The organism is Microbacterium sp. 22179 (assembly GCF_052045715.1).
GTDB lineage: Bacteria > Actinomycetota > Actinomycetes > Actinomycetales > Microbacteriaceae > Microbacterium > Microbacterium galbinum.
The window spans coordinates 62,705-86,272 of record NZ_JBQEPJ010000002.1 but is presented as its reverse complement, the minus strand read 5'-3'; the positions used below and the strand labels follow the sequence as shown (position 1 = coordinate 86,272).

General features: G+C 70.6%; 19 protein-coding genes. 8 read left to right on the top strand and 11 right to left on the bottom strand.

Annotated features, from left to right (window positions below):
* Positions 1-8: 8 nt before the first annotated feature.
* Genes ACTJKK_RS05480 through ACTJKK_RS05465 form a run of 4 tightly spaced genes read right to left on the bottom strand, consistent with a single transcriptional unit; the run spans position 9 to position 3,893 of the window.
* Positions 9-1,625 carry a PTS mannitol transporter subunit IICB gene (locus ACTJKK_RS05480; protein ID WP_440747254.1) on the bottom strand — a complete coding sequence of 539 codons (1,617 nt, stop codon included), beginning with the start codon at positions 1,623-1,625 and terminating at the stop codon, positions 9-11.
* Positions 1,622-3,307: a phosphoenolpyruvate--protein phosphotransferase gene (ptsP, locus tag ACTJKK_RS05475; protein WP_440747253.1), complete on the bottom strand. Its 1,686-nt coding sequence runs from the start codon at positions 3,305-3,307 to the stop codon at positions 1,622-1,624. The genes ACTJKK_RS05480 and ptsP overlap by 4 nt, the downstream gene beginning before the upstream one ends.
* Positions 3,307-3,582: an HPr family phosphocarrier protein gene (locus ACTJKK_RS05470; protein ID WP_247624821.1), complete on the bottom strand. Its 276-nt coding sequence runs from the start codon at positions 3,580-3,582 to the stop codon at positions 3,307-3,309. The genes ptsP and ACTJKK_RS05470 overlap by 1 nt, the downstream gene beginning before the upstream one ends.
* Positions 3,579-3,893, bottom strand: a complete 315-nt coding sequence (locus ACTJKK_RS05465; RefSeq protein ID WP_247624820.1) for a PTS sugar transporter subunit IIB — start codon at positions 3,891-3,893, stop codon at positions 3,579-3,581. The genes ACTJKK_RS05470 and ACTJKK_RS05465 overlap by 4 nt, the downstream gene beginning before the upstream one ends.
* Before the next feature lie 171 nt (positions 3,894-4,064).
* Here ACTJKK_RS05465 and ACTJKK_RS05460 point away from each other — a divergent pair, with 171 nt between their 5' ends.
* Complete coding sequence (locus ACTJKK_RS05460) at positions 4,065-5,984, top strand: BglG family transcription antiterminator (RefSeq protein WP_440747252.1); 1,920 nt, start codon at positions 4,065-4,067, stop codon at positions 5,982-5,984.
* Between the two features lie 38 nt (positions 5,985-6,022).
* Here ACTJKK_RS05460 and ACTJKK_RS05455 read toward each other — a convergent pair whose 3' ends face one another.
* The 3 genes from ACTJKK_RS05455 to ACTJKK_RS05445 all read right to left on the bottom strand — a co-directional run bounded on the left by ACTJKK_RS05455 (position 6,023) and on the right by ACTJKK_RS05445 (position 8,853).
* Positions 6,023-6,286 (bottom strand): HPr family phosphocarrier protein, encoded by a 264-nt coding sequence (locus tag ACTJKK_RS05455; protein WP_247624818.1) that lies wholly within the window; start codon positions 6,284-6,286, stop codon positions 6,023-6,025.
* Positions 6,287-6,352: 66 nt separating this feature from the next.
* Positions 6,353-8,023 (bottom strand): phospho-sugar mutase, encoded by a 1,671-nt coding sequence (locus ACTJKK_RS05450; protein ID WP_440747251.1) that lies wholly within the window; start codon positions 8,021-8,023, stop codon positions 6,353-6,355.
* On the bottom strand, positions 8,020-8,853 hold the full coding sequence (locus ACTJKK_RS05445; protein WP_440747250.1) for a purine-nucleoside phosphorylase: 834 nt from the start codon (positions 8,851-8,853) through the stop codon (positions 8,020-8,022). Before ACTJKK_RS05445 ends, ACTJKK_RS05450 begins: the two co-directional genes overlap by 4 nt.
* 49 nt (positions 8,854-8,902) lie before the next feature.
* Between ACTJKK_RS05445 and ACTJKK_RS05440 the strand changes: the two genes are divergently transcribed.
* Positions 8,903-10,351 carry an NAD(P)H-quinone dehydrogenase gene (locus ACTJKK_RS05440; protein WP_440747249.1) on the top strand — a complete coding sequence of 483 codons (1,449 nt, stop codon included), beginning with the start codon at positions 8,903-8,905 and terminating at the stop codon, positions 10,349-10,351.
* Positions 10,352-10,426: 75 nt separating this feature from the next.
* Here ACTJKK_RS05440 and ACTJKK_RS05435 read toward each other — a convergent pair whose 3' ends face one another.
* Positions 10,427-12,193 carry an ATP-binding protein gene (locus tag ACTJKK_RS05435; RefSeq protein WP_440747248.1) on the bottom strand — a complete coding sequence of 589 codons (1,767 nt, stop codon included), beginning with the start codon at positions 12,191-12,193 and terminating at the stop codon, positions 10,427-10,429.
* A gap of 78 nt (positions 12,194-12,271) precedes the next feature.
* A complete protein-coding gene (locus tag ACTJKK_RS05430) occupies positions 12,272-12,928 on the bottom strand; it encodes a Maf family protein (protein ID WP_440747247.1) in 657 nt (218 codons plus the stop codon).
* Positions 12,929-12,967: 39 nt separating this feature from the next.
* Here ACTJKK_RS05430 and ACTJKK_RS05425 point away from each other — a divergent pair, with 39 nt between their 5' ends.
* The 6 genes from ACTJKK_RS05425 to ACTJKK_RS05400 all read left to right on the top strand — a co-directional run bounded on the left by ACTJKK_RS05425 (position 12,968) and on the right by ACTJKK_RS05400 (position 21,719).
* Positions 12,968-14,215: a class I SAM-dependent RNA methyltransferase gene (locus tag ACTJKK_RS05425; protein ID WP_440747246.1), complete on the top strand. Its 1,248-nt coding sequence runs from the start codon at positions 12,968-12,970 to the stop codon at positions 14,213-14,215.
* Between the two features lie 13 nt (positions 14,216-14,228).
* Positions 14,229-14,888 carry a response regulator transcription factor gene (locus tag ACTJKK_RS05420; protein ID WP_247624811.1) on the top strand — a complete coding sequence of 220 codons (660 nt, stop codon included), beginning with the start codon at positions 14,229-14,231 and terminating at the stop codon, positions 14,886-14,888.
* Positions 14,878-16,113 (top strand): sensor histidine kinase, encoded by a 1,236-nt coding sequence (locus tag ACTJKK_RS05415; RefSeq protein ID WP_440747245.1) that lies wholly within the window; start codon positions 14,878-14,880, stop codon positions 16,111-16,113. The genes ACTJKK_RS05420 and ACTJKK_RS05415 overlap by 11 nt, the downstream gene beginning before the upstream one ends.
* Entirely contained in the window at positions 16,110-17,120 is a 1,011-nt protein-coding gene (locus ACTJKK_RS05410; RefSeq protein WP_336641921.1) for a hypothetical protein, read from the top strand. Before ACTJKK_RS05415 ends, ACTJKK_RS05410 begins: the two co-directional genes overlap by 4 nt.
* A gap of 277 nt (positions 17,121-17,397) precedes the next feature.
* Entirely contained in the window at positions 17,398-18,654 is a 1,257-nt protein-coding gene (locus tag ACTJKK_RS05405) for an ROK family transcriptional regulator (RefSeq protein ID WP_440747244.1), read from the top strand.
* Positions 18,655-18,710: 56 nt separating this feature from the next.
* Entirely contained in the window at positions 18,711-21,719 is a 3,009-nt protein-coding gene (locus ACTJKK_RS05400; protein ID WP_440747243.1) for an alpha-mannosidase, read from the top strand.
* Positions 21,720-21,748: 29 nt separating this feature from the next.
* Here ACTJKK_RS05400 and ACTJKK_RS05395 read toward each other — a convergent pair whose 3' ends face one another.
* Both ACTJKK_RS05395 and ACTJKK_RS05390 read right to left on the bottom strand, forming a co-directional pair.
* Entirely contained in the window at positions 21,749-21,970 is a 222-nt protein-coding gene (locus ACTJKK_RS05395) for an acyl-CoA carboxylase subunit epsilon (RefSeq protein WP_247624806.1), read from the bottom strand.
* Positions 21,967-23,556 carry an acyl-CoA carboxylase subunit beta gene (locus ACTJKK_RS05390; RefSeq protein WP_372491583.1) on the bottom strand — a complete coding sequence of 530 codons (1,590 nt, stop codon included), beginning with the start codon at positions 23,554-23,556 and terminating at the stop codon, positions 21,967-21,969. Before ACTJKK_RS05390 ends, ACTJKK_RS05395 begins: the two co-directional genes overlap by 4 nt.
* Positions 23,557-23,568 lie beyond the last annotated feature (12 nt).

Sequence of the window (23,568 nt, the reverse complement as noted above, 5' to 3'; positions counted from 1 at the left end):
GGGTTGTGTCACGCGTCGGTGTCGCGCTGGGCGCGCACCATCTCGACGACCTCTTCATACTTCGGGGAATTCATGAAGTTGTCGACCGATACGTGCAGGGAGTTCGGCGACTGGGCCTTCGCGCGATCGGTCAGCTGCTGCTGCGTGATCACGAGATCGGCCGTTCCGTCGAGGTTCGCGATCGCCTGGTTGGTGACCGTGACGCCTTCGACGCCCGCCTTCTTGAACTTGTTGCGCAGGACGCTCGCGCCCATGGCGGAGGAACCCATACCGGCGTCGCACGCGAACACCACGTTCTCGATGCGGCGATCGGTCGCGACGGCCGTGCCACCGGCGGCTGCGCCGCTCGAGGTGCGCAGCGCGTCCATCGCAGCGGAGGACTTGCCCTTGTTGGCCTCGGTCTGTGCGATCGCGGCGCCGAAGGTGTCGCCCTCTGCCTCGAGGTCGCGCTTGCGGGAGGCCCGCAGGATGACGGCCGTGATGAGGAAGGTCACGGCCGCGGCGATGAGCACCGACAGGTAGACGACGACGAGGTTGCCGACGCCCGAGCCGATCGCTCCGGCGGTGACGGCGATGATGCTTCCCGGCGCGGCCGGGAAGCCGAGACCGCCGCCGAGGAGCATGTTCGTCGTGACACCGGCCGCACCACCCGCGATGAGGGCGAGGATGGTGGTCGGCTTGCTGAGCGCGTACGGGAAGTAGATCTCGTGGATACCACCGAAGAACTGGATGACGGCCGCGCCCGGAGCCGAGGCCTTCGCCGCGCCGACACCGAAGAAGGTGAAGGCGAGCAGCAGACCGAGGCCGGGGCCGGGGTTCGCCTCGATGAGGAAGAGGATCGACTTGCCCGTTTCGGCGGCCTGCTCGATGCCGAGCGGGGTGAAGACGCCGTGGTTGATGGCGTTGTTGAGGAACAGCACCTTCGCCGGCTCGACGATGATCGAGACCAGGGGCAGCAGGTTGAGCGAGACGAGCCAGTCGACCGCCGCGCCGAGCACGGCGCTGATGCCGAGCATGACCGGGCCGAAGGCGAAGAAGCCGACGATCGCGAGGATCATGCCGAGGATTCCGGCCGAGAAGTTGTTGACGAGCATCTCGAAGCCGGGGCGGATCTTGCCGTCCCACAGCTTGTCCATCTGCTTCGTGATCCAGGCCGCGATCGGGCCCATGATCATCGCACCGAGGAACATCGGGATGTTGGTTCCGACGATGACACCCATGGTGGCGATGGTCGCCACGACGCCACCGCGCTCGCCGTAGACCATGCGGCCCGCGGTGTTAGCGATGAGGAGCGGCAGAAGGTACGTGACCATCGGTCCGACCAGACCGACGTAGGCGAAGATGTTGCCGTCGGCGCCCTCGGCGACCGCCGTCATGGCCCCCTGCCATCCGATGACGGCGGAGTCTCCGCCGCCGCCGATGATCTCGGCCACCGGAGCCCAATGCCAGCCGAAGGGGCTCTTGGCGCCGAAGAACCCGGCCGGGATGAACAGCATGGTGATGAAGCCCCACGCGATGAACGCCGCGATATTAGGCATGATCATGCCGGAGAGGAACGTGCCGAAACGCTGCACGCCCGTTCGGAGCCCGTTCGCCTTCGCGGGGGCTGGTGACGTCGTCGTCATGATGTCGTCTCTTTCTGGTGAGGAGGGAGGGCCGTGGATGCTTCCACCACGGCCAGGCGTGCACCGGCGGCGTCGTCCGCCGCCAGTGCGAGCTCGGCGAGGTTACGGGCCTCGTCGAGCGTGCGTTCGGAGAGCGCGTGGCGGACGTCCGCCAGCGCTGCGGGAGCCATCGAGAGGCTCGTGGCGCCGAGGCCCACGAGCACGACGGCGAGGAGGGGATCGGCGGCGGCCTCACCGCAGATGCCGACGGGCTTGCCCAGGCGAGAACCTGCGGCCCCGACCTCGCGCACGAGGCGCAGGACAGCGGGGTGCCAGGGGTCCTGGAAGCTCGCGACCGATCCGAGCAGACGATCGGCCGCCATCGTGTACTGCGTCAGGTCGTTGGTGCCGATCGAGGCGAAGTCCGCGTGTGCGAGCACCCGGTCGGCGAGCAGCGCGCTCGCCGGCACCTCGACCATGACGCCGGCGGTCTTCAGCCCGTATTCGCGGGCGAGGCCGGTGAAGTACGCGGTCTCCTCGACGGTCGTGACCATCGGCGCCATGACCCACAGGTCGGCGGAGGTGGCGGCATCCGCCTCGGCGAGGGCCGTGAGCTGCTCGCGCAGGATGTCCTCGCTCGCGCGCAGGGAGCGCAGGCCCCGGAGCCCGAGTGCCGGGTTCTCCTCGTGGGCGTCGTTGAGGAAGGCGAGGGGCTTGTCGGCGCCCGCGTCGAGCATGCGCACGACGACCTTCTTGCCCGGGAACGCGGCGAGCAGCTCGCGATACGACTCGCGCTGCTGAGCGATCGTGGGCGCCTGCGTGGCCGAGAGGAACAGGAACTCGGTGCGGAAGAGCCCCACGCCCTCGGCGCCGCGCTCGACGGCGTCCGCGGCATCCGCGGGCTTGCCGAGGTTCGCCAGCAGTGGGATCGCCGTGCCGTCGGCCAGCGCTCCCGGCGTCGCGGGTGCGGCGTCGGCGGAGGCGCGCTCCGCGGCGCGCTGGGCGGCGCGGTCGAGGGCGTCCTGTGCGGGATCGGCGGTGACGATGCCCGCCGCGGCGTCGACGATGACCGTCGTGCCGGTCGCGAGAGCCGCTGCCTCGGTCGCTCCGACGATCGCGACGATGCCCTTCTCACGCGCGAGGATCGCGGTGTGCGAGGTGGGGCCGCCATCGCTCGTGATGAGCGCGAGCACCTGGTCGAGATCGAGCAGGGCGGTGTCGGCGGGCGCGAGATCGCGCGCGACCAGGACGAACGGATGCCCCGGGTTCGGCACGCCGGGCGCCTCGACGCCGCGCAGGCGGGCGAGCACCCGCTGGGCGATGTCGTCGAGGTCGGCGGCGCGTTCGCCGAGATAGCCGCCGACAGCCTCGAGCGTGGCCTTGAATCCCGCGAAGGCGTCGTGCACGGCCCACTCGGCGGTGGCGCCGGCGTCGATACGCTCGTCGACCTCGTCCTGGAGCGTCGGGTCCTCGGCGATCATCGCCTGGGCTTCGAGCACCTCCTGGGCCGACCCGCCGGCCGCCTCGCCGCGGGCGGTGAGCTCCTGGGCGACGACCGCCACGGCCTCGCGCACGCGGGCGCGCTCCGCCTCGGCGCCGACGGTGCTGGGCGTCTGGTCGGGCGCGGGCAGCGCCTCGGTCATGCGTACGACCGGGCCCTGCGCGACGCCGAGCCCGATGCCGACTCCGCGCAGCTCACTCATCAGGATTCCTGGTCGTGGTCGGTGGTCAGCAGTTCGGTGAGCGTGTCGAGCACGCCCTCCGCGCTGTCGCCGTCGGCCGTGAGGGTGACGTAGTCGCCGTGCTCGATCGCCAGGGCGATGACCCCGAGGATGCTGGCCGCGTTGACGGCCTTGCCGGAGTCCTTGGCGATCGTGACGGGGATGCCCGCCTCCTTGGCGGCCTGCGCGAAGAGCTTCGCGGGGCGCGCGTGCAGCCCGTGGGAGGAGCCGATCCGAACGGTGCGTGAAACGGTCATGGTGTTCCTTTCGGGGTGGTCTCCGCGGCGAGCAGCGCGCGCACCAGAGCGAGCGTCCGTTCCCCGTCGCGGTCGGCGAAGATGTCGGCGGGCAGGAGGGCGACGGGAACCCCGGCGCTCGCGCGCAGGGCGTCCACCCGGTCCGCGAGGTGCGGGCCGACGAGGAGCGCATCCTGTGCGCCGGGGAAGACGGAGGACTCCACTCCGGCGACGGCATCCCATTCGAGACCCGCGTCGGATGCGGCGCGCCGCAGTCGCTGTGCGACGAACGTGCTCGACGCACCCGCGCCGCACACAATGAGGATCCTCATCGATTCCACCTTCCTGAGAACAGTCTGTGAAAGACCGGGGGTGGGGTGCCAACAGGATCCTTTCCGCCCCTGCGGAACCCCGCTTCCGGCCCCTGCTCCGGCCGCGGCCTGACATCATGGGAGGGCGGCGCACAGAGAAGTCGCGCACGTACGACGAGCAGAGGGAGGATCATGTCGCGCCAGCGCCAGGACCAGATCCTCACCGCTCTGCTGCGTCGGGGATCGTGGGCGACCGCTGCCAGCCTCGCCGATCTGGTCGGGGTGACGCCCCGCAGCATCCGCTCGTACGTCGCCGCCCTCAACGCCCGCGTTGGCGGCGACGCCGTGGAGTCCGGTCCCGCGGGCTATCGGGCGGGGCCCGCTGCGCGCGATGCGCTGCGCGCGCGGTCGGGTGGCGAGTCCGCTCCACGCGATCGCCTGCACGCCGTGGTGCGGATGCTCCTCGACGAGCCCGACGGCATCGACATCTACGCGACCGCCGACCGGATGCACGTGAGCGAGGCGACCCTCGAGTCCGATCTCGCCCGTGTCCGCAGCCTCCTCGACGGCACGGACCTCGTGCTCGAGCGCGATCGCGAGATCGTGCGCCTGCAGGGCACCGAGGAGGAGCAGCGCCGGCTGATCTCGCGCCTCGCCCATGACGAGATGGATGCCGCGTCGTTCCATCCCGAGACGTTCCGCCGCGCGCTCGCCGGCACGGGGATGTCTGCCGAGGCGGTCGGCCCGTTCAAGTCGGCGCTCGTGCGCGAACTCGGCACGCTCGGCTACTTCGTCAACGAGCTCGCGATCTCGGACGTGCTCCTGCACATCGCGATCGCGACGGACCGCGTCGCCGCGGGCTACGCGATCGCGGGCGTGCCGACCGGAGCGCACGACGAGATCCCCCGGGTGGGGGAGACGATCTCACGCCTGGCGACCGAGCACTTCGGCGTCGAGCTGGGGGAGGGCGACAGCCGGCACCTCGCCTCGCTCGTGCTCACCCGGGTCGTCGCTCCCGGCGAGGAGGCGACGCGGGAGGTCGCCCGCAGCGGTGTGGAGGCCGGGGTCGAAGACGCGGTGCGCGCCGAGCTCGCCCGGGCTGCGGCCGAGTACGACGTCGACCTCGTCGAGGACTCGTTCGTGCTCCGCCTCTCGCTGCACGTGCAGAACCTGCTCCGGCGTGCGCAGGGCCAGGCCTTCGCCCGCAATCCGCTCACACGTTCGCTGAAGACCTCCTATCCCATGATCTTCGAGGTCGCGGTGTCGATCGCCTCGGGGCTGCACGACCGCCTCGGCACCCCGATCCACGACGACGAGATCGCCTACATCGCCATGCACGTCGGCGGACGGCTCGAACGCAGCCGCAAGGCCGCGACGATCCTCACCGCCACCATCGTCTGCCCGGGGTACTACGAGCTGCACGAGCTGCTGCGATCGAGCGTCGACCGGTCGCTCGGCTCGGCGATCGAGGTCACGAGCGTGGTGACCAGCGTCGACCCGGACTGGTCGTCGTTCGACACCGACCTCGTGCTCAGCACGATCGAGCCCGCCCTCACCGGCGACCGCTTCGTGCGCATCCATCCGTTCTTCACCGACTCCGACGTCGAGCGCGTGCAGCAGGCCGCCGGTCGCATCCGCCGCGGTCGCCGGCTCACGCACCTGCGCGAGGAGCTCGCCCAGTACTTCGATGCCGATGCCTTCGTGCACCCGCTCCCCGACGAGGGCGAGGAGGCGATCATCCGACGCCTCGGGGGACTGCTCGTGGACACCGGCGTCATCGGGGAGGACTACGTCGAGAACACCATCGTGCGCGAGCGGATGTCGTCGACCGCGTTCACCGATGCACTCGCCGTACCGCATGCGCTGCAGATGACCGCGACGCGCACGGCCATCGCGATCGGCGTCGCCGACGGCTCGGCCGCCTGGGCCGACGGCCGGGTGCAGGTGGTCGCGCTCGCCGCCTTCAGCGAGGGCGATCGCGCGGCGTTCCAGACCGTGTTCGAGCAGCTCGTCGAGGTCTTCAGCGAGCGCGAGAGCGTGCAGCGGATCGTGCGCCGGGGAACGACCTTCGAGGCCTTCCTCGACGAACTCGTCGCCGTCATCGACGGCTGAACGGCCTCGCCGTCATCACCGCAGACAGCAGAGCGGGGTCAGCTCGCCGGCGCGAGGACGGCCGCCAGCTCGTCGAGCAGCTCATCGGCACCCGGACCCGCCGCGGTCTGCAGCTCGACGGCATCGCCCGTGCCGAGCGCGAGGTCCATCACGGCCAGCACGCTGCGCAGATCGACGGTCGTCCCGTCCGAGGTGCGCAGGGTGACCGGTGCCCCGTGCGCCTGCACGAGACGGACGATCTCGGCGACGGGTCGGGCATGCACTCCGTTGTGCGCGCTGACGATGACGTGGCGGGTCGGCATGATCCGATCGTATCCGGGTATGCCGACGGCGCGCGGCCCCGAGGGGCCACGCGCCGTCGTGAGCGATCAGGAGCGCTCGTCGAGGAGTTCCCGCACGCCGGTCTCGATCTCGGCGACCGCTGCGCGGGCTTCGTCGGCCGAGCCACCCGCGGCGTCGATGTACACCTTGAGCTTGGGCTCGGTACCGCTCGGGCGCACGATCACCCGTGAGCCGTCGTCGAGCCGGTAGCGCAGCACATCGCCCGAGGGCCGACCCGCGCCTGCGTGCAGAAGGTCCTCGGCCGAGGCGACCGGGCGGCCGGCGATCTGGACCGGGGGCAGCGTGCGCAGGGCCAGCATGACGCGCCCGATGATCGAGAGATCGTCGACGCGGATCGAGACCTGCCCGCTCGAGAAATGCCCGTAGGTGTCGCCGAGTTCCGCGAGCAGATCCGCGATCGATGCGCCGCGGTCGCGGGCCTCGGCGGCGAGGCCGAGGATCGCGACGGCCGCGGAGATGCCGTCCTTGTCGCGCACCGTCTCGGGGTTCACGAGATAGCCGAGGGCCTCCTCGAAACCGAAGACGATGCCGGGCGCACGGGAGATCCATTTGAACCCCGTGAGCGTCTCGTGGAAGTCGAGGCCGTGGTGCGCGGCGATCGCGCCGAGGCCCGGCGACGACACCAGTGAGCACGCGAGCGCTGCGCCGGGCGTACCGGCGGCGGCGCGCGCGGCGCGGGCGCCCAGGAGCAGGCCGACCTCGTTGCCGGTCAGACGACGCCAGCCCTCGGGGGTCGTGTCGTCGGGGATGGCGACGGCGAGGCGGTCGGCGTCCGGGTCGTTGGCGAGGATGAAGTCCGCGTTCGTACGACGGGCGCGCGCGAACGCGAGGTCCATCGCTCCCGGCTCCTCCGGATTCGGGAAGGAGACCGTGCGGAAGGTCGCGTCCGGCGCGAGCTGTTCGCCGACGACGGCGGGCCGCGGGTACCCTGCGGCGGTCACGATGCGCGCGAAGGTCTCCCACCCGACGCCGTGCATCGCCGTGTACACCCAGCGCAGGCCCGATGCGCCCGCGGGAGCGGGGGCGACCGCGGCGGTGGCGGCCACGTACGCATCGACGACGTCCTCGCCCGCGACCTCGTAGGAGGTCGAGCGGGGGAGATCGGCGATGCTGCCGGCATCCGCGATGCGCTGGATGGACGCCGCGATCTCGGCATCCGCCGGGGCGACGATCTGCGAGCCCTCGTCGGCACCGCCGAGGTAGACCTTGTAGCCGTTGTCGTTCGGCGGGTTGTGGCTCGCGGTCACCATGACCCCGGCATCCGCGCCGAGGTGGCGCACCGCGAACGCGAGCACCGGTGTGGGCAGCAGACGGGGGAGCAGCACGGCACGCAGCCCCGCGCCGGCGAAGATCTCGGCGGAGTCCGTGGCGAACACCCGCGAGTTGCGGCGTCCGTCGTAGCCGATCACCACGGTCGGCGTCGCGCCTCCCGAGCGCTCGCGCAGGTACGCCGCGAAGCCCGCGGCGGCCTGCGTCACGAGCACCCGGTTCATGCGGTTGCTCCCGGCCCCGAGTTCGCCGCGCAGACCCGCCGTTCCGAAGGCCAGGCGGGCGCCGAAGCGGTCGTCGAGGTCGGCGAGCGCCGCCTCCTCGCCGCTCGCCGCGCGCGTGATGATCCCGGCGAGCTGGTCGCGGGTCTCGTGGTCGGGGTCCTGGCGCATCCAGGCGCGTGCCTGGGCGAGCCGCTCCTCGCTCACAGCGCCTCGACCACTCGGGCGAGGAGGGCCGAGATCACCGGCTCCGCCTCGCGGCCGGCCTCGATCACCTCGGCGTGGCTGAGGGGCGTCTTCTGGATGCCGGCGGCGAGGTTCGTGATCAGCGAGAAGCCGAGCACCTCCATGCCCGCCTCGCGGGCGGCGATCGCCTCGAGAGCGGTCGACATGCCGACGATGTGCCCGCCGATGACCTTCGCCATCTGCACCTCGGCCGGCGTCTCGTAGTGCGGGCCGCGGAACTGCGTGTAGACGCCCTCGTCGAGGCTCGGGTCGACGCTGCGGGCGATGTCGCGCAGGCGCTTCGCGTACAGATCGGTGAGGTCGACGAAGGTGGCGCCCTCGAGCGGGGAGTCGGCGGTGAGGTTGATGTGGTCGCTGATGAGCACAGGCTGGCCGGGCGTCCAGGTCTCGCGGATGCCGCCGGCGCCGTTCGTGAGCACCATGATCTTGGCGCCGGTCGCGGCCGCCGTGCGCACGCTGTGCACGACACGACGGACGCCGTGGTCCTCGTAGTAGTGGGTGCGCGCGCCGATGACGAGGACGTTCTTGCCGTCGGGGGTGCGGATGCTGCGCAGGGTGCCGACGTGGCCCTCGAGCGCGGGCTTGGAGAAGCCGGTGACCTCGGTCGCGGGGATGGTCGCGACGGTCTCGCCGATGATGTCGGCGGCCTTGCCCCAACCGCTGCCGAGCGTGAGCGCGATGTCGTGCTTCTCGACGCCGGTCAGCCGGGCGATGTCGGCGGCGGCGGTGGCGGCGACCTCGAACGGGTTGGCGTTCGGGTCGTCCAGGGGGTTGCTGTGAGTCTCGGACATAGGCTCCACTCTAGGAAGGTGACGGCTCGGCTGCCAAGATTGCGGAAGAATGGCTTTCATGTCTTCCACCCCTTTCGAGCGCACTCAGCGCGTCGCCGTCCTCGGCGGCGGTCCCGGCGGTTACGAGGCGGCCCTGGCTGCCGCTCAGCTCGGAGCCGAGGTGACCCTGGTCGAGCGCGTCGGCGTGGGCGGTGCGGCAGTCCTCACCGACGTCGTGCCGTCGAAGAGTCTGATCGCGACGGCCGATGCCGCGGTCGCGATCTCCGAGGCGAGCGACCTCGGTGTGCAGTTCTACGCGAAGGGCGAGAAGGGCAAGCCGCTCAAGCCCGAGATCGCGATCAACCTCGCCGCCGTCAACAAGCGACTGATGGCCCTCGCCGGGCAGCAGTCGGAGGACATGCGGGCGACTCTCCTCGAAGCGGGTGTGCGCATCCTCTCTGGTCACGGGCGGCTGGAGGGTTCCGACGCGATCGTCGTCTCGACCGGTCAGGGCGGCACCGACTTCGACCGCGTGGAGGCCGACACCATCGTGGTGGCGGTCGGCGCGGCTCCCCGCGAGCTGGACTCCGCCAAGCCCGACGGCCGACGGATCCTCACGTGGACGCAGCTGTACGACATGAAGTCCCTCCCGGAGCACCTGATCGTGGTCGGCTCGGGTGTCACCGGTGCCGAGTTCGCCTCCGCGTACATGAACCTCGGTGCGAAGGTGACGCTCGTCTCCAGTCGCGACCAGGTGCTTCCCGGTGAGGACCAGGATGCCGCCCGCGTGCTCGAGAAGGTCTTCAAGCGCGGTGGCATGACCGTGCTCTCGAAGGCCCGCGCAGACAAGGTCGAGACCACGAAGGACGGCGTCACCGTCACGCTCTCCGACGGCCGCACCGTCGACGGCAGCCACTGCCTCATGGCGGTCGGATCCATCCCCAACACCGCCGACATCGGCCTGGCCGAGGCGGGCGTGGAGCTCACCGAGCAGGGGCACATCCGGGTGAACCGCGTGGCGCGCACCTCAGTGCCCAACATCTACGCGGTGGGCGACTGCACGAACTTCTTCCCCCTGGCTTCCGTCGCGTCGATGCAGGGCCGTACGGCCGTCTTCCACGCTCTCGGCGACATCGTGATCCCGCTCGAGCAGATCAAGATCACCTCGAACATCTTCACCGCGCCCGAGATCGCGACCGTCGGGTACTCCGAGAAGGACGTCGAGGACGGCGTGGCCGACGGCATGGTCTACAAGCTCCCGCTGGCGGCGAACCCGCGCGCGAAGATGATGGGCATCAAGGACGGCTTCGTGAAGCTCATCGCCCGCAAGGGGTCGGGAACCGTCATCGGCGGCGTGATCGTCGCCCCGAAGGCCTCCGAGCTGATCTACCCGATCGCGATCGCCGTCGAGCGGCGCCTCACGGTCGATCAGGTCTCGCGCGTCTTCGCGGCGTACCCCTCGCTGTCCAGCAGCATCACGGACGCGAGCCGGGCGATGCACCTGTTCAACATCTCCTGAGCGGACGACGCGAAAGGCGCCCCACCTCGGTGGGGCGCCTTTCGCGTACCTGGGTCCCTGAGCCAGTCGAAGGGGTCAGCTGATCGTGAGCAGCTGGTGACCGGCGGAGACGGTGGCACCGGCATCCGCATTGATGTTGCCGACGACGCCGTCCTTGTGGGCCTGCAGAGGCTGTTCCATCTTCATGGCCTCGAGTACGACGACGAGGTCGCCCTTGACGACCTGCTGCCCCTCCTCGACGGCGATCTTGACGACGGTCGCCTGCATGGGCGACTTGACCGCATCGCCCGAGGCGCCTGCGTTGGCGGTGGTGGCGTGGCTGCGACGCGCCGGCGGCACGGCGGCGGGACGCCCGGCGCTGCCGGCGGCGACGGCCACGCGGTCGGGCAGGCTGACCTCGAGGCGCTTGCCGGAGACCTCGACGACCACCGTGTGGCGACCGGCACCCGGTGCCGGGGCCTCGAGCTCGCCGTCCCATGCGGGGATGTCGTTGACGAACTCGGTCTCGATCCAGCGCGTGAAGATGCCGAACTCGCCGTTCTCGGCGGTGAAGGCGGGGTCGCGCACGACCTTGCGGTGGAAGGGGAGCACGGTGGGGAGACCCGCGACCTCGAACTCGTCGAGCGCGCGGCGCGAGCGCTCCAGCGCCTCCTCGCGGTCCTTGCCGGTGACGATGATCTTCGCCAGCAGCGAGTCGAAGGCGCCCGAGACCGCGTCGCCGGCGGTCACGCCGGAGTCGAGACGGATGCCGGGACCGCCGAAGGTCTTGAAGACGTGGACGGGGCCCGGCTGGGGGAGGAAGCCGCGACCCGGGTCCTCGCCGTTGATGCGGAACTCGAAGGAGTGACCCTGGGGCTCGGGGTCGGTGTAGTCGATCGTGCCGCCGGCGGCGATGCGGAACTGCTCGCGCACGAGGTCGATACCGGTGACCTCCTCGGAGACCGGGTGCTCGACCTGGAGGCGCGTGTTGACCTCGAGGAACGAGACCGTCCCGTCGGCGCCGATGAGGAACTCGCAGGTTCCGGCGCCCACGTAGCCGACCTCCTTGAGGATGGCCTTCGACGCGGCGTAGAGCTGGGCGTTCTGCTCGTCGGTCAGGAACGGCGCGGGCGCCTCCTCGACGAGCTTCTGGTGGCGACGCTGCAGCGAGCAGTCGCGGGTCGAGATGACGACCACGTTGCCCTCGGCGTCCGCCAGGCACTGGGTCTCGACGTGGCGAGGCTTGTCGAGGTACTTCTCGACGAAGCACTCGCCGCGACCGAAGGCCGCGACGGCCTCGCGCGTGGCCGATTCGAACAGCTCGGCGACCTCGTCGAGCTCGCGGGCGACCTTGAGACCGCGCCCGCCGCCGCCGTAGGCCGCCTTGATGGCGATCGGCAGGCCGAACTCCTTCGCGAAGGCCACGACCTCGTCGGCGGTCTCGACCGGACCCGGCGTGCCGGGGGCGAGCGGGGCGCCCACCTTCTCCGCCACGTGGCGCGCGGTGACCTTGTCCCCGAGGGCCTCGATCGCCTCGGGCGACGGGCCGATCCAGATGAGTCCGGCACCGATCACGGCGCGGGCGAACTCGGCGTTCTCGGCGAGGAAGCCGTATCCGGGGTGCACGGCGTCGGCACCGGCGCGCCGGGCGACGGAGAGGATCTTCTCGATCTGGAGGTACGTCTCGGCGCTCGTCGCGCCTCCGAGTGCGTAGGCCTCGTCGGCGAGTCGCGTGTGCAGCGCGTCACGGTCCTGGTCGGCGTAGACGGCGACCGAGGCGATTCCGGAATCCCGGGCGGCGCGGATGATGCGGACGGCGATCTCGCCGCGGTTGGCGATGAGCACCTTGGCGATAGCAGGCATGGTTGCCAGCCTAGCGAGAAGCAGGGGGATCCATTTGACGACTCCCCACAAGAAAGAGCCGAGAACGTGGAGGGGAGTCTACGACGTGGTCGGGGTGTTCCAGAGGTCCGTCCAGACGACGCCGAGGTCGGCGGCGAGGCGCCGCACGGTCGAGAGGGACATCCCCACCACGGTCGATGGATCGCCGTCGACCCGGGTGATGAACGCCCCGCCCAGGCTGTCGACGGTGAAGGCGCCCGCGACCAGCAACGGCTCGCCCGAGGCGACGTAGGCCGCGATCTCCGCGTCGGAGATGTCGTCGGCGAAGGTGACGGATGCCGCGGCCGTCGCGGTGGCCTCGACCGGTTCCACGCCGGGCGAGACGCGGAAGACGGAATGTCCGGAGTGCAGCACGCCGGTGGCGCCGCGCATCTCGCGCCAGCGGCGCGTCGCCTCCTCCGCCGTGTAGGGCTTGCCGTAGACGCGTCCGTCGAGCTCGAACATCGAATCGCCCCCGATCACGATGCCATCGAAGGAGGGGTCCTCGGACGAGAGGCGACGGACGACATCGGCGGCCTTGGCCCGTCCCAGCAGCAGCACGAGCTCCGCGGGTGGCAGCTCCGCACCCCGTTCGGCCGCGGCGGCCGCGGCCACCGCGTCCTCGTCGACGTGGGGGGAGAGGGTGAGCGGCTCGATCCCCGCCTGTCGCAGCAGCATCAGACGGGCGGGAGAGGTGGAGGCGAGACAGACGCGCATGTGGTCCACCGTATCCGTGGACCGCCGTATCCTCGAAGGATGACTTCCCCCGATGCGGATCTGCTCGACCTCGACATCACGGGGATCGCGCACGGCGGCACCTTCGTCGCCCGCCACGAAGGACGCGTCGTCTTCGTCTCCGACGCCATCCCGGGCGAGCGCGTCCGTGCCCGGCTGATCGCACCCGGCGAGGGAGCGGATGCCTCGACCCGCAGCTTCTGGCGCGCCGAGACCGTCGAGGTGCTCGACGCGTCCGAGCACCGTCGTCCGCACCTCTGGGCAGAGGCCGACGTGACCCGCGATCCCGCCGATCGTCCGGGCGGAGCGGATCTGGGGCACATCGATCTCGACCACCAGCGCGTCCTCAAGCGGCAGGTGCTGACCGAGGCGCTCGACCGCTTCGCCGGCGCGGGTCTCGAGGCCCCCGAGATCGAGGCCGTCGAATCGGGCGACGGGAGCGGCTGGCGCACGCGTGTCACGCTGCACGTCGACGACGCGGGGCAGGTCGGTCCGTACGCGGCCCGCAGCCACCGCGTGATCCCCGTGACCTCCCACCCGCTCGCGCGGCCGGCGATCGCCGAGGCCGCACTCTCCCTGCATGGAGAGGCACCGGGACGCATCGAACTCGTCGAACCGGCCGACGGCACGGTGCGGGTCATCCGCCGCGACGCCACCGAGCGTCCGGCGAAGGTCGCCCGCGGGTTCCGACGCCGCCCGGCTCCCGAGGTGATCCACGAGGTCGTGAACGACCGGCGGTTCGCGGTCGACTCCACCGGGTTCTGGCAGGTGCATCCACGTGCGGCATCCGTTCTGGATGCGGCGGTCTACGGCCTTCTCGACGGGCACGTCGACGAGCGGGCGACGCATTTCGACCTCTACGGCGGGGTCGGCCTGTTCGCCGCGACGCTCGCCGATCTCGGCGGCACCGACATCGTCACCGTCGAATCGAGCGCCCGGGCGACCCAGCATGCCGCCGAGAACCTCGCCCCGCTCGCGGTGAGCGCCGTGACGGCGCGGGTCGACCGGTTCCTCGCCACGCGCACCGGAGGCGGACGCAGCGGAGCCGTCATCCTCGACCCGCCGCGCGCGGGCGCCGGCCGCCAGGTCGTCGAGGCGGTGCACGCCCTCGCTCCGGAGGCGATCGCCTACGTCGCCTGCGATCCGGTCGCCCTGGCACGCGACCTCGGCACGTTCCGGGGGCTCGGCTGGAATGTCGACCGGCTGCGCGGGTTCGATCTGTTCCCGCACTCGCATCACTTCGAGGTCGTCGCGCTGCTCACCCGCTGACTAGGCTGTGGGGATGAGCACGGTCGCCCTCATCGATGATCACGAGTCCGTCCGCCTGGGACTCGAAGCGGCGTGCGCGCGCGACGGGCAGACCATCGTCTTCTCGGGCAGCACGGTCGTGTCGTACCTCGACTGGCGCGCCGCATCCGGCGCGGCACCCGCCGAGGTCGTCGTGCTCGATCTCACCCTCGGCGACGGGACGACGGTCACCGAGAACGTGACCTCGCTGGTCACCGACGGCGCGAGCGTGGTCATCCACAGCGTCGCCGATCGTCCGGCCGCGGTCCGAGAGGCGCTCGCCGCCGGAGCCGCGGGCGTGGTGAGCAAGTCATCCGCGCTCGACGACGTGCTCGACGCGATCCGCACCGTCGCCCACGGCGAGGCGCTCAACAACGTGGAGTGGGCGAGCGCGGTCGACGGCGACCGCGATTTCGCCGATGCGCAGCTCTCGACTCGCGAGCGCGAGGTGCTCCGCCTGTACGCCGCCGGGCTGCCGCTCAAGGCGGTCGCCGAGCGTCTCGGTGTCGCGTACTCGACGGCCAAGGAGAACATCACCCGCATCCGCGTGAAGTACGTCGAGGTCGGGCGCCCGGCGCCGACGAAGGTCGACCTGCTCCGCCGTGCGATGGAAGACGGCATCGTCGAACCAGACGGGGCGTCGAGTGGCCGCTGAGTCCCTCAGCATCCGCGAGGCGTGGAACCAGATCCCGTCTCCCGGAGCGGCCGAGACCGAATTCGAACGGTTCACCGGCAAGCGCATGGAGCGCATCCTCGCCACGGTCGTCGCGATCGGGTCGACGGCACTCGGCGTGCAGGCGCTGTTCGTCGCGATCCCCTCCCTCGCGGATGCGAACGTCGGCCACGCCGTCATCGTCTTCCTCGTCTACGTGCCGTTCGCGGTGATGCTGGTCTGCTGCCTGATCGGCCGGGGAGTCCGTGTCGCGTCCGGCATCTTCGCCGTGACCTACGTGCTCGTGCTCGCCGCCTGGCCCAACGTCGTGACGATCGGCGACGGGCTCGCGGCCAAACAGCCGTGGATCTTCTTCTTCGTCAACGTCGGCGTCGTGGCCGCGATGCTCGCCTTCCCGGTGCGCGTGCAGTACGCCTGGGCGGTAGCCGTTCCGTTCGTCTACGGCTACGTGCGGCTCGTGCAGGGGGAGTTCTCCCGCGAGTTCTGGACCACGACGGCGTTCGATGTCTCGTTCACGCTGATCCTCGGCATCGTCATCATCTCGCTGGGGTGGATGTTCCGCTCGGTCGCCGCGGGCGTCGACGACGCGCGAGGGCACGCAGTCGCCTCCTACGCGGCAGCGGCGGCGGCGGCCGCCGCGGAGGAGGAGCGCATCGCGATGTCGGCGCTCATGCACGACAGCGTGCTCGCGGCGCTGATCGCCGCCGAGCGGGCCGAGAGCGACAGGGCGAAGGAACTCGCGGTGGCGATGGCGCGCGAGGCGCTCACCCGTCTCGCCAACACCGAAGCGGCGGTCGCCCAGGAGGGCAGCGATGAGCCGGTCGCCGTCAGCCAGATCGTGTCGGAGCTGCGTCGGGCACTGTCGGAGATGGGCGTGGACGCGATCGTCGAGGAGACCGGTACTCCCGGGGCGATTCCCGGCCGCGTGGCGCGCGCGCTCGTGCTCGCCGCGCGTCAGGCGATCGGCAACGCGGTGACGCACGCGGGCGGGCGGGGACTCCACATCCTCGCCGACTCGCAGGGTGACGACGGCATCCGCGTGATCGTGAGCGATACCGGAGCGGGGTTCGACCTCACGGCGATCGGCGAGGACCGCCTGGGGATCCGCGCGTCGATCCTCGCGCGCATGGCCGGGGTGGCCGGAACGGCTCGGATCGATTCGGATGCCAGGGGCACGACCGTGACCCTGGGCTGGAGCGCCTCATGAACCGGACCGTCCGCAGCGTCGCGACGTCTCTCGCGGTCGGCTTCGCCTTGTACTTCGCTGCGCGCGCCGTGTGGTGGATCGTGCAGCCCACGGCACCGCTGCTCATGGTGCTCGCGATCGCGCTCTACCTCCTGGTCGTCAACCTCGCGATCCTCGGCTCTCCGGATACGGTGAAGCTGCCGTTGTGGACGGCGATGCTGGCGGTAATCGCCAGCGTGATCATCCCGATCGCGGTGACGTTCTCGCTGAACGAGGCAGGGCGGACCGCCCCCTTCGCCACCTGGTACATCGGCGGCGTGGGCTTGCTCAGCGTGATCCTCATCGTCCGGCGGCGGTTCCTGACGGGCTGGCTGATCCTGCTTCTCCTGGTGGCGACGTCGTCGGTCTTCCTGGGCTTCCTCGAGTCCCTTCTCAACTTCGGCCTGGTCGGATCGATCATGTGGGTGGTCGTCGCGAACCTCCTGGTGTGGTTCTGGGACCGGGCGGTGCGCGACACCGAGCGCCTCGCCGAGATCCAGCAGGCCGTGTCGGCCTGGCACGCCACCCAGCTCGTGCGTCAGCGCGAGCGTCGCGTGCGCACCCAGTTCGCGCTCGCGGTCGCCGGCCCCGTGCTCAGTCGCGCGGTGGCGACGCGTGGCTCTCTGACCGAGGAGGAGCGTCTCGATGCCCGGCTCGCCGAGGGGCGCCTGCGTGATGAGCTGCGCGGAGCCGACCTGCTCAACGATGCGGTCCGCGATGCGATCGAAGCGGCGCGTCGGCGCGGTGCGGTCGTCACGGTGTTCGACGAGGGCGGTCTCGAGGGGGTCGACGAGGCGCGTCGCATCGAGATCCGGGACGAGCTCGCCGGCGTCCTGGCGGAGGCCCACGCGGGACGCCTCATCATCCGTTCCGCCAAGGACGATCGCACCGCGGTGACGGTGGTCGGGCGCGTGGGGTCGGGATCGTCGCGCGACGACGACTCCGTCGACGTGTGGCACGAGATCCCGCGCAGCGCCGCCCGCGGCTGAACCACCGGCGACGGCGCGTCTCTTCGGCTCCGGCTGGGGGAGGGTGCCGGAGTCGAAGAAGAGGTGAGAATGGGCGAGGGGCGGCGATATCGCCAGCCCCTCGCCATGCGGCTCAGTTACCCGAAAACCAGCCGCGGATGATCGATCACCGTCTGTCTACCCTGGGACAGAGAGACCGATCGAACGCGAAGCGTCTCCATTAGTTTCGCGGCTCGCGACCCCCGTGTCTGTAGGTATTTTGGGGGACATAGGTGCGCGGATGCGGGAGGATGGCCGGATGAGCACGCGGCGCGGAACGAACCTGCCCCGAATGGGCGACTTCAATCAGGCGGTCGTGATCGAGGCGATCCGCCGCGCGGGTGAGGCGCTGAGCCGTACGGAGCTCGCCGCGACCACCGGACTCTCCGCGCAGACGCTCACGAACATCACCCGCCGCCTCCTCGACGAGGGACTGATCGCCGAGGCCGGGCGTGCCATCAACGGCCCGGGAAAGCCCCGCGTCCTGCTCCGTCTGGTCGCGGAGAGCCGGTACTCGGTGGGCGTCCATCTCGATCCCGCCGTGGTGACGGTGGTGCTCCTCGACCTCGCAGGCGCGGTGGTCGCGCGGCGCCTGATCCCGGTGGGATCACCCGAACCCGGGCGAATCATCGACGAGATGGCACGCGCGATCGATGCCCTCATCACCGAGGTCGGTGTCGATCGCTCGCGGATCTTCGGTATCGGACTCGCCGCTCCCGGACCCCTCGACGAGGCGAACGGGACGGTGGTCGACCCGCCCATGCTGCGCGGATGGCGCCGGGTGCCCCTGCGTGAGCTGTTGTCGGCGGCGACCGGGTTCGCGGTGGCGTTGGAGAAGGACACCGCTGCGGCGGCCATGGGTGAGCTCTGGACGCGCCGAGGTCCCGTGGACGACTCGTTCGTCTTCCTCTACCTCGGCACGGGGCTCGGTGCGGCGCTCGCGCGCGACGGCGATGTCACGCGCGGACGCACCGGCAACCTCGGCGAGATCGGGCACATCGTGGTCGATCCTGAGGGGCCGCCGTGCGCCTGCGGATCCCGGGGATGCGTCGCCGTCACGTGCACGCCGCAGTCGATCGTGGCGGAGGCGGTGCGTGCGGGGGTGCTGTCTGCGGAGGGCGACGATGACGAGCCCGGTGCGCTCGAGGCGCGGTTCGCGCACGTCTGCGCGCGGGCGCAGCAGGGGGAGGCGGCCGCCGCGGGAATCCTCGGCCGTGCCGCACGGTGCACCGCCGCCCTCCTGGTGGTGCTCACCGACGTCCTCGACGTGGAGCGCATCGTGCTCGGGGGACCCTTCTGGGGGTACGTCTCGGAGGTCTACCTCGCCGAGATCTCGGAGCACGTGCAGCGACTGAGCGCGACGCGAGCGCTGCGGGAGATCCCGATCGACGGCACGGTCGTGGGGGCCGACGTGGGAGCCGTGGGGGCGGCCTGCGTGGTGCTCGATCGGGCGCTCACCCCGCGGAGCTCGACGCTGATGCTGTCGGAACGCTCGGACGTTCCTGTCGCTCCTTAAATCCAATCGATGTAGTATTCGGGTGTTCCTCCGTCATCGTCGATCGGAAACCCGTCATGCACGACAACTCCTCGCTGGTCGAAGCACGCATCCGCCGGTTCGTGCGGGAGCGCCTCGAGCCCGCGCTGTACGCACACTCGCACGAGCTCACTCTCGAGGCCTGGCAGGTCCCGGGTGAACCCGTGCCGTTCGCCGAGGCCTTCGGGCAGACGTACGCCCCCTTCGCCGTCGGCTCGCCGTGGGGGCGTGCCTGGAGCACGATGTGGCTGCGGGTGACCGGGACGATCCCGACGACCGATGCCGGGCAGCGGGCCGAACTCGTCTTCGACCTCGGCTTCCACGGCGCGCAGCCGGGGTTCCAGGCCGAGGGCACGGTGTACCGGCCGGACGGATCCATCGTCAAGGCGGTCGAGCCGCGCAACGCCTACGTGCCGCTCGACGGTGCTCCGGGCGATGCGATCGAGCTCTACCTCGAGGCGGCGGCGAACCCGGACGTGGGCGACGGGTTCCGCACCTTCGGCCCCACGCCGCTCGGGGAGTGGGACTCCGCCGGCGACGAACCGCTGTACGAGCTGCGTCGCGCCGACGTGGCCGTGCTCGACCTCACGGTCTGGGAACTTCTGCAGGACATCGCGGTGCTCGACGGTCTGCGCGCCGAGCTCCCCGAGAGCTCCTCCCGCCGCGCCGAGATCCTGCGCGCCCTCGAGCACGCGGTCGACGCGACGGATCCGGACGACGTCGCCGGCACCGTCGCCGATGCGCGCGCCGCACTCTCGGAGGTTCTCGCCCGCCCGGCATCCGCGTCCGCGCACTCCGCCCACGCGGTCGGGCACGCCCACATCGACTCCGCGTGGCTGTGGCCGGTGCGCGAGACGCAGCGCAAGGTGGCGCGCACGTTCTCGAACGTCCTCTCGCTGATCGGAGAGGACTCCGAGTTCTCGTTCGCGGCGTCGTCGGCGCAGCAGTACGACTGGATGAAGCGGTTCCAGCCCGAGCTCTTCGAGCGGTTGCGCACCGCCGTCGCGGCCGGTCGATTCCACCCCGCGGGCGGCATGTGGGTGGAGTCCGACACGAACATGCCGGGAGGCGAGGCCCTCGCGCGCCAGTTCGTGCGGGGAAAGCGTTTCTTCCTCGAGGAGTTCGGGGTCGAGCCCCTCGACGTCTGGCTGCCCGATTCGTTCGGATACTCGGCCGCGCTCCCGCAGATCGCGCGGGCCGCCGGGTCACGGTGGATGCTGACGCAGAAGATGTCGTGGAACGAGACGAACACGATGCCCCATCACACCTTCACGTGGGAAGGCCTGGACGGCACCCGCATCTTCACGCACTTCCCGCCGGTCGACACGTACAACTCGCAGCTCTCCGGTGCGGATCTCGCCCGCGCCGAGCGCCAGTTCGCCGAGAAGGGCGCGGCGACCGCCTCGCTCGTGCCCTTCGGATACGGTGACGGCGGAGGCGGGCCGACCCGCGAGATGCTCGCCGCCGCCGCACGACTGCGATCGCTGGAGGGATCACCGACCGTGACCCTCTCCGATCCGCGGCGCTTCTTCGAGACGGCCGAGGCCGAGTACCCCGATCCGCCGGTGTGGTCGGGGGAGATGTACCTCGAGTTCCACCGCGGCACCTACACTTCGCAGGCGCGCACCAAACGCGGTAACCGGCGCAGCGAGCACGCCCTGCGCGAGGCCGAGCTGTGGGCGACGAGCGCAGCGCTGGCGGGTGCCGAGTACCCGTACGACGCGCTGGGGGAGGCGTGGGAGACCGTTCTCCTGCAGCAGTTCCACGACATCCTTCCCGGCAGTTCGATCGGTTGGGTGCACCGCGAGGCCGAGCGCCGCTACGCGGAGGTCCTCGAGGCGCTCGACGGTCTCATCGACACCGCGCTCGAGGTCGTCGCAGGCCGCGGGGAGGTGGAACTGGTCGCCAACGCGAGCCCCTACCCGTCGGATGGTGTGGCAGGCCTGGCGATCGGGGTCGCGGAGTCCGCGAATGCGGCGGCCCGTGCCGGAAGGCACGGCGAGGAGATCGTGCTCGAGAACGAGCATCTGCGGGTCGTGGTGGATGCCGATGGACTCATCTCCTCGCTGAGCGTGCGTGCGACCGGGCGCGAGACGATCCCGACGGGGGAGCGCGGGAACCTGCTGACGCTGCACCGCGACACCCCCACGGCGTGGGATGCCTGGGACATCGACGAGCACTACCGCCGGCACGCCGTCGAGCTGAGGGATGCCGTGGCGGTCGAGGTCGTCGCGCACCCGACCGCCGCCGTCGTGCGGATCGACCGGGAGTTCGGTGCGTCCCGCATCACTCAGGTCCTCACGCTCGCGGCGGGCTCCCCGAGCCTCGACATCGAGACGATCGTCGACTGGCACGAGCGCCAGAAGCTGCTCAAGCTCGGCTTCCCGCTCGACGTGCACAGCGATCGTGCGGCATCCGAGATCCAGTTCGGCCACGTGCACCGGCCCACCCACACCAACACGTCGTGGGACGTCGCCCGCTTCGAGACGGTCGCGCACCGCTGGGTGCACGTCGGAGAACCGGGCTTCGGGGTCGCGATCGCGAACGACTCGACCTACGGCCACGACATCACGCGAGCGCCCCGTGAGGGCGGTGGCACGGCGTCGACGGTGCGGCTCTCCCTCCTGCGGGCACCGCTGTTCCCCGATCCGGAGGCGGATCAGGGACGACACACCTTCCGCGTCGGCATCCGTCCGGATGCGGGGATCGCGGATGCCGTGCGCGAGGGGTACCGCCTGAATCTGCCCGCACGCTCGATGCGCGGCTCGGGCCCCGTCTCGCCGCTATTCGCGGTGTCGTCGGACGCGATCGTGATCGAGGCGGTCAAGCTCGCGGAGGACCGGAGCGGTGATGTGATCGTCCGGCTGTACGAAGCGCACGGCGGACGGGCGGTGGGGGAGGTCACACCGTCGTTCGACTTCGGGTCGGTCGTGGAGACCGACCTCCTCGAGCGGGAGACACCGCGGGCGGCGGTCACCGGCGTCGCGACGGGCGTCGAGCTGTCGCTGCGGCCGTTCCAGCTGGTCACGCTGCGCTTCGCGCGCTGATCCACGGTTCCGGGAGAGCCCGGCGGTGCTCAGCGGGCGAAGCGTCCCCAAGGGATGTCCCTGCGCAGCGGCTTGCGCAGGGAGCGCTGCGTGCGCGTCCACGCCGAGACGACCGGCTCCTCGGCGACGGCATCCGATTCCTCGGCCGCGTATGCATCGCTGACCACCGCGATGAGCGCGGCCAGCTCTTCCTCGGTCGCCGTGCCGCGGGTGATCTCGAGCGCGGGGCGCTCGTCCCTCTCGTCGATCACAGCGGGATGTTCCCGTGCTTCTTCGGCGGCAGTTCAGCGCGCTTGCCGCGCAGGGCGCGGAGTGCCTTGGCGATCGAGACGCGCGTGTTCGCGGGTTCGATGATGCCGTCGAGTTCACCGCGCTCGGCGGCGAGGAACGGCGAGGCGACGTTGTAGGTGTACTCGTTCGCGAGGCGGGTGCGCACGGCGGCGACGTCTTCGCCGGCTTCCTCGGCCTTCTTGATCTCACCCCGGTAGAGGATGTTCACGGCGCCCTGGCCGCCCATGACCGCGATCTCGGCGGTCGGCCACGCGAGGTTGACGTCGGCACCGAGCTGCTTCGAGCCCATCACGATGTAGGCGCCGCCGTAGGCCTTGCGCAGGATGACGGTCACCAGCGGCACGGTGGCCTCGGCGTACGCGTAAAGCAGCTTGGCTCCGCGTCGGATCACGCCGGTCCACTCCTGGTCGGTTCCCGGCAGGTAGCCCGGAACGTCGACGAGCGTCACGATCGGGATCGAGAATGCATCGCAGAAGCGGACGAAGCGGCTCGCCTTCTCGCCGGCCTCGATGTTCAGCGTTCCCGCCATCTGCGAGGGCTGGTTGGCGATGATGCCGACCGAGCGGCCCTCGATGCGGCCGAAGCCGATGACGATGTTCGGCGCGAAGAGCGGCTGAACCTCGAGGAAGTCGCCCTCGTCGACGACGTGCTCGATCACCGTGTGGATGTCGTACGGCTGGTTGGCCGAGTCCGGGATGATCGTGTTCAGCGTGCGGTCGGCATCCGTCGTCTCGAACTCGAAGACACCCTCGTACGAGGGGAGTTCTGCCATGTTGTTGTCCGGCAGGAAGCTGAGCAGAGTGCGCGCGTAGTCGAGCGCGTCGTCCTCGTCCTCCGCGAGGTAGTGGGCGACACCGGAGCGGGTGTTGTGCGTGTACGCACCGCCCAGCTCCTCCATGCCGACGTCTTCGCCGGTGACCGTCTTGATGACGTCGGGGCCGGTGACGAACATCTGGCTCGTCTTGTCGACCATGATCACGAAGTCGGTGAGGGCGGGGGAGTACACCGCGCCGCCGGCCGCCGGGCCCATGATGATCGAGATCTGCGGGATGACACCGGAGGCGCGGGTGTTCAGACGGAAGATCTCGCCGTACTTGCCGAGCGCGACGACACCCTCCTGGATGCGCGCCCCTCCCGAGTCGAGGATGCCGATGCAGGGCATGCCACCCGCGAGGGCGAACTCCATGACCTTGATGATCTTCTCGCCGGCGACCTCGCCGAGCGACCCGCCGAACGTCGAGAAGTCCTGCGAGTAGACCGCGACCGTGCGCCCGTTGATCGTGCCGACACCGGTGACGACCGAGTCGCCGTAGGGCCGGGAGCGATCCATGCCGAACGCGGTCGTGCGGTGGCGCACGTACTCGTCGAACTCGACGAAGCTCCCGGGATCGACGAGCAGCTCGATGCGCTCGCGGGCGGTCATCTTGCCCTTGGCGTGCTGCTTCTCCTTCGCCTTCGCTTCTGCGTCGACGACGGCTTCGGTGTAGCGAGCGCGCAGATCCGCGATCTTGCCGGCGGTGGTAAAGAGGTCGGGCTTGTCCGTCACGGATTCCACACT